The 14035-nt window shown below is 37.9% G+C and carries 14 protein-coding genes and 1 tRNA gene; 10 read left to right on the top strand and 5 right to left on the bottom strand.

Going from position 1 to position 14035, the window contains the following annotated elements; genetic code table 11:
- Positions 1-4: 4 nt before the first annotated feature.
- The 3 genes from AC4CU2_RS09325 to AC4CU2_RS09315 are packed head-to-tail and all read right to left on the bottom strand — an operon-like array spanning position 5 to position 3859.
- Positions 5-1423: an LLM class flavin-dependent oxidoreductase gene (locus AC4CU2_RS09325; RefSeq protein WP_490768701.1), complete on the bottom strand. Its 1419-nt coding sequence runs from the start codon at positions 1421-1423 to the stop codon at positions 5-7.
- Positions 1423-2646: an SfnB family sulfur acquisition oxidoreductase gene (locus AC4CU2_RS09320; RefSeq protein WP_490768700.1), complete on the bottom strand. Its 1224-nt coding sequence runs from the start codon at positions 2644-2646 to the stop codon at positions 1423-1425. Before AC4CU2_RS09320 ends, AC4CU2_RS09325 begins: the two co-directional genes overlap by 1 nt.
- 10 nt (positions 2647-2656) lie before the next feature.
- Positions 2657-3859: an SfnB family sulfur acquisition oxidoreductase gene (locus AC4CU2_RS09315; RefSeq protein WP_490747846.1), complete on the bottom strand. Its 1203-nt coding sequence runs from the start codon at positions 3857-3859 to the stop codon at positions 2657-2659.
- A gap of 380 nt (positions 3860-4239) precedes the next feature.
- Between AC4CU2_RS09315 and AC4CU2_RS09310 the strand changes: the two genes are divergently transcribed.
- The 3 genes from AC4CU2_RS09310 to AC4CU2_RS09300 all read left to right on the top strand — a co-directional run bounded on the left by AC4CU2_RS09310 (position 4240) and on the right by AC4CU2_RS09300 (position 6232).
- Positions 4240-5004 (top strand): glutathione S-transferase family protein, encoded by a 765-nt coding sequence (locus tag AC4CU2_RS09310; protein WP_490768699.1) that lies wholly within the window; start codon positions 4240-4242, stop codon positions 5002-5004.
- A gap of 277 nt (positions 5005-5281) precedes the next feature.
- Positions 5282-5752, top strand: coding sequence for an Lrp/AsnC family transcriptional regulator (locus AC4CU2_RS09305; RefSeq protein WP_004693423.1), 471 nt, complete (start codon positions 5282-5284; stop codon positions 5750-5752).
- 6 nt (positions 5753-5758) lie between these two features.
- Entirely contained in the window at positions 5759-6232 is a 474-nt protein-coding gene (locus AC4CU2_RS09300; RefSeq protein WP_062034772.1) for a GrpB family protein, read from the top strand.
- 52 nt (positions 6233-6284) lie between these two features.
- Here the strand turns inward: AC4CU2_RS09300 and AC4CU2_RS09295 are convergent, their stop codons facing one another.
- Entirely contained in the window at positions 6285-7034 is a 750-nt protein-coding gene (locus tag AC4CU2_RS09295; RefSeq protein ID WP_178927990.1) for a YebC/PmpR family DNA-binding transcriptional regulator, read from the bottom strand.
- Between the two features lie 262 nt (positions 7035-7296).
- Positions 7297-7869, bottom strand: a complete 573-nt coding sequence (locus AC4CU2_RS09290; protein WP_026056467.1) for a 1-acyl-sn-glycerol-3-phosphate acyltransferase — start codon at positions 7867-7869, stop codon at positions 7297-7299.
- Between the two features lie 646 nt (positions 7870-8515).
- On the opposite strand from AC4CU2_RS09290, the gene AC4CU2_RS09285 reads away from it, so the two are divergent.
- From AC4CU2_RS09285 to AC4CU2_RS09255, 7 genes are all read left to right on the top strand, one after another.
- Positions 8516-8592: transfer RNA gene (locus AC4CU2_RS09285), tRNA-Ile, on the top strand.
- A 261-nt stretch (positions 8593-8853) separates the two neighbouring features.
- Positions 8854-9605 (top strand): IS5 family transposase gene (locus AC4CU2_RS09280; RefSeq protein WP_490768309.1). Its coding sequence is split into 2 segments (ribosomal slippage): positions 8854-9190 and positions 9190-9605, totalling 753 coding nucleotides; the frame shifts between segments, so codons are not numbered across the junction.
- A gap of 34 nt (positions 9606-9639) precedes the next feature.
- The gene (gene csm6 / locus AC4CU2_RS09275) at positions 9640-10770 is read left to right on the top strand and encodes a CRISPR-associated ring nuclease Csm6 (protein WP_159128013.1); all 1131 of its coding nucleotides are present in this window, start codon (positions 9640-9642) and stop codon (positions 10768-10770) included.
- A 187-nt stretch (positions 10771-10957) separates the two neighbouring features.
- On the top strand, positions 10958-11731 hold the full coding sequence (locus AC4CU2_RS09270) for a methyltransferase domain-containing protein (protein WP_139421616.1): 774 nt from the start codon (positions 10958-10960) through the stop codon (positions 11729-11731).
- Position 11732: 1 nt separating this feature from the next.
- Positions 11733-12494: an alpha-ketoglutarate-dependent dioxygenase AlkB family protein gene (locus AC4CU2_RS09265; RefSeq protein ID WP_161419869.1), complete on the top strand. Its 762-nt coding sequence runs from the start codon at positions 11733-11735 to the stop codon at positions 12492-12494.
- Positions 12495-12649: 155 nt separating this feature from the next.
- The gene (locus AC4CU2_RS09260; RefSeq protein ID WP_004822999.1) at positions 12650-13330 is read left to right on the top strand and encodes a vWA domain-containing protein; all 681 of its coding nucleotides are present in this window, start codon (positions 12650-12652) and stop codon (positions 13328-13330) included.
- Positions 13331-13332: 2 nt separating this feature from the next.
- Complete coding sequence (locus AC4CU2_RS09255; protein ID WP_490768698.1) at positions 13333-14034, top strand: PP2C family serine/threonine-protein phosphatase; 702 nt, start codon at positions 13333-13335, stop codon at positions 14032-14034.
- Position 14035 lies beyond the last annotated feature (1 nt).

Below are 14035 nucleotides of genomic sequence, written 5' to 3'. Positions count from 1 at the left end.
AAATTTATGCGGTTTGTTTTTGCTGTGTTTTAGGTTGAGAGCACGAGCTTTGACATCGATACTGCTGTACAGGGTGGTCTGCGGCCAGTCGGTCACCTTGAGCGAATAATTTGTGGCGTAAACTACCTGTTTTATAGGCAGTTTTATAACGGTCACGCTTTTGTAACTCTGGGATGACCCAACGAATAAAGTCTTGATGTGACTCTGGGGCAACGGTTCGTGTGAGATTAAAGCCATCTACGCCAGTTTCATCTAAGAGTTGAATGAGTTTTTCTGCTACAGTTTTTCCACTCCCGACAATCAGTGGATAGCGTCCACCGAGTACATGCTGGGCTTTTAAATCCGCTCGCGTAACTTTTTGCTCTTTAAATTTGTTATTGACCGAGGCAATGCTATTGGTTTGTTTATAAGGAATCGCTTCATCATCTGTGAACTGCGCTAAATCAATTCCGACTGAACTGGAAAAATGCGCCAAACCTGCTTCTGGACTGGCATAGCGAATATATTCGGCCAGTTTTTCTTGTGCGAGTTCGTCCGTTTCTGCCGTCACTACACTAATGCCAACAAAGAGTTTAATGGCTTGCTCATCACGTCCATGGCTTAAGGCAAGTGCACGAATCTTATCGACTTGCTGTTTCAGTTTTTCAGGTGTGTCAGCACCAATAAACATGGCTTCAGCATGTTGAGTTGCAAAGGCTAAGCCTTTGCTTGAAGCGCCCGCTTGATAAAGTACAGGCGTCCGCTGAATAGATGGGGAAACCTGAAAAACGCCCTGACTTTGGAAAAATTTGCCTTGATGCTGTATGGCATGAACTTTTGAAGGGTCGGTAAAGACACGGTTTAACTTATCTTTTTGTACGGCATCGTCTTCCCAAGAACCCTCCCAAAATTTATAGCAAAGTTCGAGAAACTCTTCAGCTTGTTCATAACGCAAGTCGTGATCTTTTAAACCTTTTTGACCAATTAATCGTTCTGCGCTGTCTAAGTAACCCGTGACAATGTTCCAACCAATACGACCGTGGGTTAAATGGTCAAGGCTCGCAAAGCGCCGTGCAAACTGATAAGGCGACTCATAGCTCAAGTTCACAGTGACACCAAAACCTAAGTGCTGTGTAACGGCGGCCATAGCAGAAACGAGTGTACTTGGGTCATGGCTTGGAAGTTGAATTGACTCTTTTAGGGTTAAATCCAGACCGTTTTGATAAACGTCGTAGACCCCTGTAATGTCGGCGATAAACAAACCATCAAATAAACCTTGCTCTAAGGTCTGCGCCAAATCTGTCCAATAGCTGAGCTCATTAAAGCGATGTGACTCATCACGTGGGTGTGTCCACAAACCGTGATTGATATGACCTACGCTATTCATATCAAAGGCATTCAGGATGATTTGCTTCGGCTTGTTATTTTGAGATGATAGTGTCATTACAATGTCCCTCTGCGTGGCGGAAGTACACCATTAAGAAGATAATTGGCAATGAAGTAATATTTCCAACGTGACGCGTCGTGTAGCGTGTGAACACGTGCATTACGCCAAAAGCGGTCTAAGCCATCTTCACGCTGACTACCACGACTGCCTGCTAGTTCAATTAATTTCGAAGCGGCTTTTAAAGCGGTTTCTGTGCTGTGTGCACGAACTTTCGCTACATCGAGTGATGCTTTAGCAATGTTCTCTATGGTTGGATTAGGACGTGCTGCATCGATTGAGCGAGCTGCTTGTTTGAGTAAGACTTCACTGGCGCGTACATCGGCAACCACGCGTCCTAGTTCAGACTGTGTTAAAGGATCATCGGTTGCCTGTTCAACAGCAGAGTCAATCCATGGACGAGCCTGACGCACACGAACCAGTGTTTCCTCAAAAGTAGCACGCGCGATGCCTGTTTCAATGGCAGCATGCATAATTTGAGCAAAAGGCCCAACTAGAGTTGGTCTAGAAAAAGCGGTATCGAAAGGAACAATATCTTCAGCATCTACAGCGACATGATTGAATTTGACTGTACCGCTGCCTGTGGTACGTTGACCAAAACCCGACCAATCATCAATCAATTCTAGCCCTGTACTACTACGCGGGATAAAGACCAGAAACTCTTTGTCATCGGCATCTTTGACTAAGGTGGGGATGCGGTCTGCAAACAGACTGCCTGTGCAATAAAACTTTTCACCATTGACCACATAGCCTTGTTCAGTTTGGCTGAGTGCAGTTTGTTTTTGCGTTGCATTTTTAGTTTTGAACTCAGCCAAGGCATTACCAAAGCGTGCACCTTTTAGCACTTCTGCATAGAGTTTACGCTTTTGTTGTTCAGTGCCGTTGTTACGTAAAACCTCTAAGGCATAGAAATGGTTCTGGGGAATTTGTCCAATCGAACCATCTACACCACTCATCAGTGCGATAATTTGCGCGACCGTATAGCTTGAAACATCTGCGCCCCCGAATTCCTTCGGAACAGTAATAGCCCAAAGCCCAGATTGGCTATAGGCTTCGATTTCCTCAAAAGGCAAAATTCGTTCAGCATCACGTTGGATGGCCTGATGTTTAAACTGCTCAGCCAAATTTTTGGCAATCTCTAAGGCTTCGGCATCGCTTTGAATAATATGTGCATACGCTGCATTTTTGGATTGAAGTGGAAGAATAGGTTGAAATGAAGTCATAATGTTCTCCTTAAATCCAGGCGTGGCGAGCAGGGAAAGTGTTGTTCAAATAGTAGTTACCCAGTGCATGCAGCTTCCAGCGGATCGGGTCGTGTAAGGTATGCACACGTGCATTGCGCCAATGTTGATCTAAATTATGTTGGCTTAGGCTCGAACGACTGCCGCCAAGCTCTAGGAGTTTTTCAGAAATTTGTAGTGCAGCATCATTAGCATAGACCTTTGCTTCGGCGACTAGAATGGAAGCTTTAGCTGCTTGTTCGGCACTGACAATGCTCAGTCGGTCGAGCTCATCTAAATATTCAGCAGCTTCATCGAGCAGTAAAATAGCGGCATCCAACAGGACAGCGGATTTGCCGACTTCTTGTAAGGTGTAATGTTCAAAACTGGCTTTCTCAACTTGCGCATCGACAATTGGTCGGGCTTTTTTCACTGCTGACAAAGTGTCTTCAAATGCGGCTTCTGCAATACCGACATCAATTGCAACTTGCATTAACTGCGAGAAAGCACCACGGTAATTGACGTCTTCAACCAGTTTCCGCTCATCAAAGATAAGTAGTGGATCGACTTCAACCCGTTGTAATTTTACTGTGCCGCTTGAAGTTGTACGCTGACCAAAACCGTTCCAGTTATCAATGACTTCCACACCTTGTGCTGTGGCATCAACAAGCGTCAGTACCACATATCCTTCAGGGTGAATGGCTTTAATAGCTAACCAATGGGCAAAGCTACTGCCTGTAGAGTAGAACTTTTCACCATTGACATAGTAACGACCATTTTCAATGCTTAATGTTGTACTCAGAGTTTTAGTGTCTTTGGTATTGCGTTCAGGGCCGCCATTGGCAAGGCGTTTGCCGTTTAATATTTCATTAAAAATAAACTGTTTCTGTTGTTCGTTGCCTAAGATATCAATCATGTTAAGCAGCGCAATTTGGTTTTGGGGAATTTGGCCGACACTTGAGTCGGCTTTATTAATAATGCGAAAAACCTGAGCTAAGGTTTTGTTGGAAACAAATGCGCCTCCAAAAGCTTGAGGAATACGAATACCACCTAATCCTTTTTGGCTAAATAACTCGACTTCAGCAAAAGGGAGTTGACGGTTCTGATCACGTTGATCCCGACCTTCTAAGGCAAAGTCAGCGACATGATAGGCTGCATTAATTGCGTCCTGATCATTTTGTATCACGTGAATATTTTTAGAGAGTGTATGAGACATAAAAGCACCTTTACTTAATGCCTATACGCTACTTGGGATTGCTTGAATGATTAAATGAAGGATTTTGAATTACTTAGCAGCTAAAAAGTTAAAAACAAAATATGCTAAGTTTAATCATTTAGAAGATATGTTAAGAATTTGAAAAATAAGGAATAACTAATTTAACGGTGGGGTAAATAGTATGATCAAAGGCTTGCTTATCAAGATTTGAGATATTTTAGAGAAAAAAACGTATAAATTTGATAAAGGCTGTTGAGCATTTGCTAGGCAGTTTTGAGTAAAAAGTACATTGTAAATCCTAAATACAGTGACTAAAGTATCCAACTGAAATAGATGGCTTTTCTGAAAAGCCAAAATAGAAAAATAAATGTGGAGCATTTATGAGAACTTTATACCAGTTTCCTTTATCTCATTTTTGTGAGAAAGCTCGCTGGTTGCTCGATCATAAAGAGCTAGATTTTGTCGCACAAAATGTGGTGCCTGGGGTTCACCGGGCTTTTGCACAGTTAAAGACCAGTCAAAATAAATTGCCTATTTTGCGTGATCAGGACAAATGGGTCGCTGATACCACTGAGATTGCGCTATATCTTGATGAGCGTTATCCAGAACATCGACTGTTACGTAATGAAGTACAGCTTCGTAAAGAGGCTTTAGATGTTAATGCACTAGCCAACGACTTGGGATTGCATGTGCGTCGTTGGGGGTTGGCCCATGCATTGTCCGATAACGATCAATCGTTACAGATTATGTTGGGCGAAAAGGGCTATTTACGTAAATTTGAAAAATACACTAAACCTTTAATGAAAACATTGATGTCGAAAGGCTATGAGTTGAATGCAGAGAAAATAGAGCATTCCAAAGCCGAAATGCAGCGTTTAATTGAAGTATTGAATGAGAAGTTAATTGCTAATCATGGACGTTACTTTGTCGGGGATCGTTTAGGTTTGGCGGATATTGCTGTATGTTCGATGTTAGCACCTGTGCTGGAAATTAAAGGGACACCTTGGGAAAAAGATCATGAGGAAAGTCTATCTGAAGAATTTAGTGCTTATAAAACCTATTTAACCAATTTACCTTTGGGGCAGTATGTTTTAAGAGTCTATCAAACCGAGCGCAATGCTCGAGTCGACTGGCGCGGCGTTTAAGATAAGCTCAAGTCAAACAAGGCAAAGGTGGTGTGATACAGACAACCTTTGCCTTTCTTGTATTTTCAATATCATGATTTATAGAAGCTGAATAGAAAGTTTCTCAGTCTATTCATAACTTTGTAAAAGATCATGGCACTCTTGGTCTAAAAAAGCTGATATCTTTTTATCAATCTCAAAATATATGAAAAAAAATGCAAATAAGCTTTATCTTTCATTTAAAATGCTTAATATAAAATAAACACCTATAAACATAAGTTGTCATGAGAGTTAAATAATGGAATTAGATCGTTTTGATAAGCAAATTTTAGAAATTTTAAGTAATGAAGATATCAATCTAAACGAATTATCAGAGCGTATTAATCTTTCGGTCAGTTCAGTACATCGTCGTATTAAACACCTCATTGATAACGACATTATGACCAAAGTTAAGCGTGATATTAACTATCAAAAGCTCGGTTTTAGTCTACATGTTTTACTCCAAGTATCTTTGAGCAAGCACGATACCGACACTTTTTCCAAGTTTTTAGAAGAGCTAGAAAATATTCCTGAAGTGACCAATGCCTTTTTAGTGACAGGGCAGTCGGCAGACTTTATCGTTGAAGTTGTGGCAAGAGATATGGAAAACTATAGTGATATTTTACTCAAACGCATTGGTAAAATCGAACATGTGGTGGCACTGCACTCAAGCTTTGTGATTAAAGAATATAACGTTTTTAACTGTAGCGGTTTGTTGAGCAAGGTTTAGCGTATGCTGAGGTTCTATGCAGCTACTGAGTATCAAGCATCTTGCCATCAAAAATTTGTATACTATCAGCGACAACTTTTAGCTATCATACCCAAAGCACAGATTGAACATATTGGTTCATCTGCCATTCCTTATGCAGTTTCTAAAGGTGATTTGGATATTTATGTGGCTGTTGATGCTGTAGATTTTGACTCAGCCATCATTAGTATTTCCAGTTTAGGTTTTGTTGAAAAGCTTGATACTTTAAGAACGCATGAACTGTGTATGCTAGAGTCGCTACAGCAGGATGATGTTGCTATTCAATTGGTTGTGAAAAACTCTCAGTGGCAAAGTTTTTTGATCTTTCGTGATCGCTTGTTGAAAAATCAGAATTTAGTCATGGCGTATAACCAATTAAAACAAGACAGCCAATATTTAACGATGGATGAATATCGATCTAAAAAAGCAAAATTTATTGAAAGTGTATTCAATCAGCCATAAAAAATGCGCTCTCAAAGTTATGTTTGAGAACGCATTTTTATAAAGCAGTAGATTAGGCGTCTAATTCTGCCAATACCGCGTCAGAGAATTCAACGTTGGTATATACGTTTTGTACATCATCTAAATCTTCAAGCATATCAATCATTTTCATAATCTTTTTCGCTTGGTCGATATCGGTGATTTCGGCTTTAGTTGAAGGGCTCATGACCACTTCAGCATTGTCCGATTTTAAACCTGCAGCAGTTAAAGCATCTTGTACATCACCAAAAGATTCAGGTGTAGTAATGACTAAGATTTCATTTTCATCCACTTCGATATCTTCAGCACCTGCTTCAAGTGCCACGTCCATGATTTGATCTTCTAAAGATACATCTTCAAAAGTGATCTCACCACGTTTTGTGAACAAGAAAGCAACTGAACCGTTTGTGCCTAAGTTACCATCTGTTTTTGAGAAACAGTGACGGACATCTGGTACAGTACGGTTTAAGTTGTCAGTCATGGTTTCTACAATAACTGCAACTCCACCAACACCATAACCTTCGTAGGTAATTTCTTTTAAATCATCGTTATCTTCACCACCAGCACCACGTTGGATTGCACGGTTGATGACGTCACGTGTCATATTTACAGAAAGTGCTTTTTCTACAACCGCACGAAGACGTGGGTTGCTTGCAGCATCACCACCGCCAAGCTTTGCAGCAGTTGTTAATTCACGAATAAATTTGGTAAAAAGTTTACCACGGCTAGCATCTTGTTTTGCTTTACGATGCTTAATATTGGCCCACTTGGAATGACCCGCCATGCGAAATATGCTCCTTGTAGATTGGCTTTGTGCCTATCAAATTGTGCAAATTCTACCATAAGCACTTTTTTATGCGAAAGTAGGTGTTTTTCTGAAAATCGCCTGAACAAACAAAAAAAGAATTAAAATTGTTTGAAATAAAGCCAGTTATTTAAAATTTACCTTGTAAAGGAAGTTCACTTTAAAAATTAACTGTTGGGAAACACCCGCAGAGACCTAAAAGAATAGCGTCTTCACATTCTTTTAGGTTAATTAAATGACCTTATTGTGCAGCAGTCTTAGGTTCAGGAATCTCAATATCTAAACCAACATGCTCTTTATAAAGTGCTTTAATAAGCGCTAAGTCATGATCTAGATCTGTTGGGTAGATTTTTCCAAAAATACCACCTTGCTTGGTTTTTGAGTTCGCGTACATCAGCACAATAGGCACATTGGCTGCTTTAGCAATATGCCAAAACCCAGTACGAATAGGTTTGCGTACTTCACCTGTTTTGGCACGTGTCGCTTCAGGTGCAATGACTAAATTGAATTTTTCATTTTGGCTAAAGTGTTCAACCATTTGAGACACAATGTCTTTATTTGACTTACGATCGACCGCGATGCCACCAATGGCTTCGAGTATGGGCTTCATTGGCCCTTTGAATAATTCTTTTTTAATCAGGGTATGGATTTTCATATCGTAGATTTGAAAAATCGCCAGTGACAAGACAGCATCCAACATAGAAGTATGTTCAAATCCAATAATGACTTGCTTGTCTTCCAAAACGTTTGGTTCTACATGATATTTCCAGCCTGCGAGTTTAAACGCAGACTCACCAATGAATTTTTTTAACATGAGCATAAAAATACAAGTGTTTTTTAAAGAGGCTAATGTCTGCTTGTTTACGGTTTGAGTCAAGTCCTTCTTGATTGCACTTACCACTTTTATGAATGAGCTTGAATCCTCATCAGTTGAACAAGGAGAGGGCAAGAATTGAACACTAAGATGTTTTAAATCTAATCAAATAGAAAATAAATATGCTGAAAATGAAAATACCACTATTCATAATCTAAATGACAGATTAGACTTTGGTCTAATATTAAAGTGTGCATTTTCACACTTTAACTTTGGTTTAACAAAGCTCAGGATTGTTAAAATGGCTTATCTTTCGACTTTTTTATGTGCAATAATTCTCTTTGCTTTGGTTGTTTTATGGTCAATTGTTGAGTTTTTCATTGAGTCACGAAAAAAAGAAGAAGCCAGTATTTAGTTTTTATCCAATTTAATTAAATTTTATTATTCTAGTATTTATAAGTGCTTTTGAGTCTTAGTATGTAACTCAAAGATCGTGAAAGACCTGATATGTCAGTTTGATGATGTAAATTTTCCTGATTGTTTGGATAGTGTACAACCATGTATGAAAAAGCTTGTCTTTTGAAAAAATCTTCGCTAGTATTCATTTCGCCTGAACTTGTTGATATATAACAAATTCAGTATATTAGGGCCTATAGCTCAGTTGGTTAGAGCAGCGGACTCATAATCCGTTGGTCGACAGTTCAAGTCTGTCTGGGCCCACCATATAAAACAACCACTTACGTGTACTAATCGCAAGTGGTTTTTTTGTTTTTAGATTCTAGTAAGCAAATGGTAAGCAGATGAAATCAACTTAAACAAACAGTTTTTTGTATAGTTCTACTAGGTTTGGATCTTTGCTTGGAACGAAGTCTTTAAGTTTGGGGTGAACACGGAAATCTGCTTCAGCTTTTGTAGATATCTCTTTAACTTCACTAGGGCTTGTTGAGAATTAACAAAGGCTACTGATTAATTTATAATAGTACTATGGATAGATACATACTTACTGATGCCCAATGGGCAAAAATGGAACCTTTTTGCCTAGGTAAAGTGACCGATCGAGGTCGTAGTGGAAAAGATAATCGATTATTTTTAGAAGCAGTCCTATGGATTGCCCGTACAGGCAGTCCATGGCGTGATCTACCTCCTCATTTTGGTAAATGGAATACCGTCTTTAAAAGATACCGTGATTGGGTGAAAGCTGGTGTATTTGAAACTATTTTTGCATCTGTAAATGAAGATGTTGATTTGGAATACGCCATGATTGATGGAACGATTGTTAAAGTTCATCGACATGGGCAAGGTGCAAAAGGGGGACTTTCAAACAGTCTATAGGTAAATCTCGAGGTGGAATGACCTGTAAAATTCTTGTCTTAGTGGATAGTCTAGGCAACCTTATTAAATTTCGATTAATGCCTGGTCAATATCACGATTTAGTAGAAACCAAACCTTTAATTGAAGATGTTGATTTTCAAGCATTACTGGCTGATAAAGCATTTGATGCAGATTGGCTCATCCAAGAACTCAATGAACGTAAAGTGAAAGTGGTGATCCCACCTAAATCTAATCGAAAAGTAATGAGAGCATTTGATACGATTATGTATAAATGGCGTCATCTCATTGAAAACTATTTCTGTAAGTTAAAAGAATTTAAACGTATAGCGATGCGTAGTTGTAAAACAGATACGAGTTTTGAAGCCATGATTCAATTGTGCGCGAGTTTAATTAACTCTCGGTAATTCTCAACAGACCCTAGCATATAGGTAAAATTGGATGCAAAAAAATATATTATTTTTAGTGACAGGAATGACTCCTCAGATCATAACGGAAACCTTATATGCCTTGGCTGTCGATCCTGAAAGCTCTGATAAGTGGGTGCCCAATGAAATACATGTCTTGACTACTTCTAAAGGAAAAATACAGATTCGATCACGACTCTTTAATGATGGTGTTTTTGAACAATTTTTGAAAGATTTTTATTTATCCAATATCAAATTCGATGATTCCACTGTCCATGTCATCACTTGTAATGGTGAAGAGCTAGAAGATCTCAAATCTCTAGATGATAATGAACTTGCAGCAAATGAAACTTGTCGACTAATTAAGTTGTTCACAGATGATGAGAGTTCTACAGTACATGTTTCTATTGCAGGTGGGCGTAAAACCATGGGGTTTTATGCGGGATATGCCTTATCTCTATATGGTCGTGCACAAGATAGTATGTCCCATATTCTAGTTTCAGAAGATTTTGAGTTTGCAACAAATTTTTATTATCCAACGCCTTATGAACATTTTGTTGGCAAATATAATTCCCAAGAACACTTGAATGCACAACATGCGAAAGTCTTTTTAGCAAATATTCCTTTCGTGCGCTTAAGAAATACTTTGCCAACTACTCACCCATTAAGAATGAATAATTATCAATTTTCTGATGTGATAGAGCAACTAAACCAGGTGAATCAGTCACTATCTTTAGAAATTAATGTTACTCAACGATATATTCAGGTCAACAATTCTATCAAAGCAGATTTACCACCACGTGAAATGGCACTTCTAATGTGGTTTGCTGATTATAAAATTCAAGGTAAAGCAGGTTTAAAAGCTCCTACTGGGTCTCATAAAGGAGAAATGAGCTTTGCTGAACAAGAGTATATTCGTGAACTTACTGAAGAATATTTAATTCATTATGATGAGTTGAAGGAAAGTGATACGAATATTGAAATAACCAAGGATTTTTTTGATAGTACCAAGTCAAAACTTAAAAAACATTTAGAAAAACAGCTAGGTAATGAATTGGCAGCTCGTCTTATGCCAAAGCAGAATGGGAGAAGTACACCTTTCTCTTTACCGATAGATAAAGACCAAATTGTTGTAGTTAATAATTTTAAAGATAGAGTGATTTAATATGCATTGGAAGGGCATACCGTAAGCTTACGTTTGTCGATAAGCTCTTAAGGTCTAAATATGCATTACTTTATTCTATTTACATATTTGAATTGTGTGTTCCTGACATAAGCTTCCAAAATTTAAAGTTAACGAATCAATTTATTTAACATGTGCCCATAAATTAGATATTTAAAAGGGTACTAAGATGAATGATGTAGTTATTAATGCTATACAACAAAAGATTATGACAACAGAAAGCCTTACTTTCACATCACTACGTCAGATTGCTGGTCGAGATATGAATGCTCAAGCAAGCCTAAATCGTGGTCGTGCAATTATTGATTGTCCAACATTACTAAATCAATATCTGTATTCGTATGGTTTGATGGTTCAGCGCCAATGGAGTCATGTCGTACCAAATATTGTTGAAATGTTAAGTGATAATAATGGTCAAGATATGCACTTATATGACTATGGCTGTGGGCAGGGATTAGCGACTTTACTTTTGATTGAAAATACATCAGGTTTACAGGAAGATATCTCTCAAATCACACTGATTGAACCCTCGGAAATTGCATTAACACGTGCAAAGAGCATAATTGAATGTAAGCTACCTCATCTAAATATCCAAACCTTTACAAAAGAATTAGATGATATTGAGGAAAATCATTTAAGCATTAATACCGATAAAATGAATATTCATATTTTCTCAAATATTTTGGATATTGAAGGTTTTGATCAATTTGAGTTATTCAATAAAATTTTAGCTAAGGGTGGGACACATTATTTTATTGCAGTAAGTAATGATCGTAATTGCTATGGTGGAACTTCTCGATTAGAGAGCATCTTTGATGCTTTAATGGGATTAGAACCTGAAGAAAATGAAATATTCAATGTCACTCATGCACAATTTGAACGTTTTAGTGATGAGAAAAATATGAATCACGTTTACTTTTGTTTGAAAATTGAGATTCACTAAAATGAATGATTTATTTGATACAGTAATTGGAAACCAGATAAAGACGCTTTCATTTGCGTTACCTGAAGTTGATGGGTGTTCAAGTCAATGGGATGAGTCACGTCAAGGATTTATTATTCAGATCCCGAATGGTGCGTTATTCTACGCACCTCAGTTTTTCCCTCAAAAAATTAGTGATCGTTCAGTAGAGTATTTTTTGGAAAATGACACTTATGATCTGAAGCAAGTAGATTGGAGTGCAATCCAAACTGAAAATTTTAAAAAAATCCAATTCAAACATATTTTGTGGAAACAGGATTATATTCATTTATATGGGAAAAAAATTCCATTACCTAGATTAACCAGTTGGTATGGTGATGACGGTAAGGCTTATAAATATTCAGGTATTCTGTCACAGCCGAATCCATGGAATAAAGGTTTACTGTATATAAAAGAGCAAATTGAAAAGGTCGCAGGTACACAATTCAATAGTGTGTTAATGAATTGGTATAGAACTGGTGAAGACTATTTAAATTGGCATACAGATGATGAGCCAGAGCTTGGTAAAAATCCGACAATTGCATCTGTGAATTTTGGAGCAACCCGTGATTTTCAGATTCGCCATAAAGATAATCATCACCTGAAATTTACAGTGCCATTGCAACACGGTAGCTTGTTGATTATGTCTGGTGAAATGCAACATTTTTGGGAACATGCTGTACCCAAACGGAAAAAAGTGTTGAGTTCTAGGTTTAATCTTACTTTTAGGCTGATCTGTGATTAATAAATTAAATTTTTAAGTTCAAAATCTGTTTTATATCTAGATTAGACTAAAAAATATATGTAAATATATGTTTTTTTGTGATAAATATCATAATATTAAACAATAAATAGCTTTGTGTGAAGCTAATTTTAAATAATTGAGAGGGGGAAATTAAAATGGTAATGCAACAATTTGCTGTAGCAACAGCACGACCTTTACCAGTCATTATTTTGGCTGATGTAAGTGGAAGCATGACACAGGATAATAATATTGGCGCACTCAATGCTGCCTTAAAAGATTTCCTCAGTACGTTATCTCAAGAAAGTCGTTTAAATGCTGAAATTCAGGTTTCTATCATTACTTTTGGAGGTTCAAAAGCTGAGGTGCATGTGCCTTTAACGCCTGCATGGCAAATTAATCAAACAGATGATTTGGTTGCTTCAGGTGGAACACCAATGGGTGGTGCCTTTGAGTTGGCCTTAGAGATGATTGAAAATAAAGAAATTATTCCTAGTCGTGCTTATAAGCCAACGATTGTTCTGATTTCTGATGGTATTCCAACAGACAATTGGGAATCTTCTTTTAATAAGTTGAAAAATTCTGACAGAGCACAAAAGGCATCGCGTATGGCAATGGCCATAGGCGCAGGTGCTGATAAAAACATGTTAAAGGCATTTATGAATGATTTAGAAGCGACTGAAGTATTTGAAGCACATAATGCAAAAGAGATACACCGTTTCTTTAGAGTTGTCAGTATGAGTGTTAGTAGCCGCTCTCAGAGTAACACGCCTAATCAACTTCCTACAGTTGATTTTTCGAAATTACCAGATGATGAATTGGATCTGAGTGATTTTTAATTGTGTATTTATCACTATGTTCCGTTTCAATGATTGGTCCACGCAATCTGCGTGAAAAAAAATTGAATCAAGATGCTGTCATGCACCGGTTTTGGAAGAATAACTGGTGCATTGCAGTGTGCGATGGTATGGGATCTAAGCCTTTATCTCATATTGGTTCATCCTTAGCCTGTCAGTCGGTATATGAAGTTTTGAAGTATTGTGATTTTTCTTTAGCTGAGAAAGAAGTGGCGAAGAAAATCTACATGTACTGGCTAAAGCTGCTTAAAGAAAAAAATATTTTACCGACTGATGCTGCGACAACTTGTTTATTCGCGTGGGGAAATCGTCAGGGAAAAGTGCGACTGTTTCAATTGGGAGATGGTGCTATTTATTATCAATCAGACAATTTTGGTCATGTAGGTGTGAAGTCCGATGATTTATTTAGTAATCAGACCAATGCCTTGGGGTATTCCAAAAAATGGGATGATTGGGCTTATAAAGAAATTAATTTAACACATCAAAACCACGGCATCGTGTTACTTACAGATGGGATAAGTGATGATCTATTTAATGAACAGCTATTTACATCGACGTTGATTCAAAAAGCTACATTGCAAAGTGTAAGGCGAATAAAAAAGTATATACAACACGAGTTGCACCATTGGCCTACCCCCCAACACAGTGATGATAAAAGTATTGGCATAGTTTTTTGGAAAAAATAAA

The organism is Acinetobacter sp. 797_lipA (assembly GCF_058243025.1).
Note: the sequence above shows the minus strand (reverse complement) of the source record. Positions and strands in the feature narration are given on the sequence as shown.

Coding starts and splice junctions, on each gene's coding strand:
- AC4CU2_RS09295 (WP_178927990.1), bottom strand. CDS start 7,034: ATGGCGGGTCATTCCAAGTGGGCCAATATTAAGCATCGTAAAGCAAAA.
- AC4CU2_RS09325 (WP_490768701.1), bottom strand. CDS start 1,423: ATGACACTATCATCTCAAAATAACAAGCCGAAGCAAATCATCCTGAAT.
- AC4CU2_RS09305 (WP_004693423.1), top strand. CDS start 5,282: ATGGAATTAGATCGTTTTGATAAGCAAATTTTAGAAATTTTAAGTAAT.
- AC4CU2_RS09320 (WP_490768700.1), bottom strand. CDS start 2,646: ATGACTTCATTTCAACCTATTCTTCCACTTCAATCCAAAAATGCAGCG.
- AC4CU2_RS09265 (WP_161419869.1), top strand. CDS start 11,733: ATGAATGATTTATTTGATACAGTAATTGGAAACCAGATAAAGACGCTT.
- AC4CU2_RS09310 (WP_490768699.1), top strand. CDS start 4,240: ATGAGAACTTTATACCAGTTTCCTTTATCTCATTTTTGTGAGAAAGCT.
- csm6 (WP_159128013.1), top strand. CDS start 9,640: ATGCAAAAAAATATATTATTTTTAGTGACAGGAATGACTCCTCAGATC.
- AC4CU2_RS09270 (WP_139421616.1), top strand. CDS start 10,958: ATGAATGATGTAGTTATTAATGCTATACAACAAAAGATTATGACAACA.
- AC4CU2_RS09315 (WP_490747846.1), bottom strand. CDS start 3,859: ATGTCTCATACACTCTCTAAAAATATTCACGTGATACAAAATGATCAG.
- AC4CU2_RS09260 (WP_004822999.1), top strand. CDS start 12,650: ATGGTAATGCAACAATTTGCTGTAGCAACAGCACGACCTTTACCAGTC.
- AC4CU2_RS09290 (WP_026056467.1), bottom strand. CDS start 7,869: ATGTTAAAAAAATTCATTGGTGAGTCTGCGTTTAAACTCGCAGGCTGG.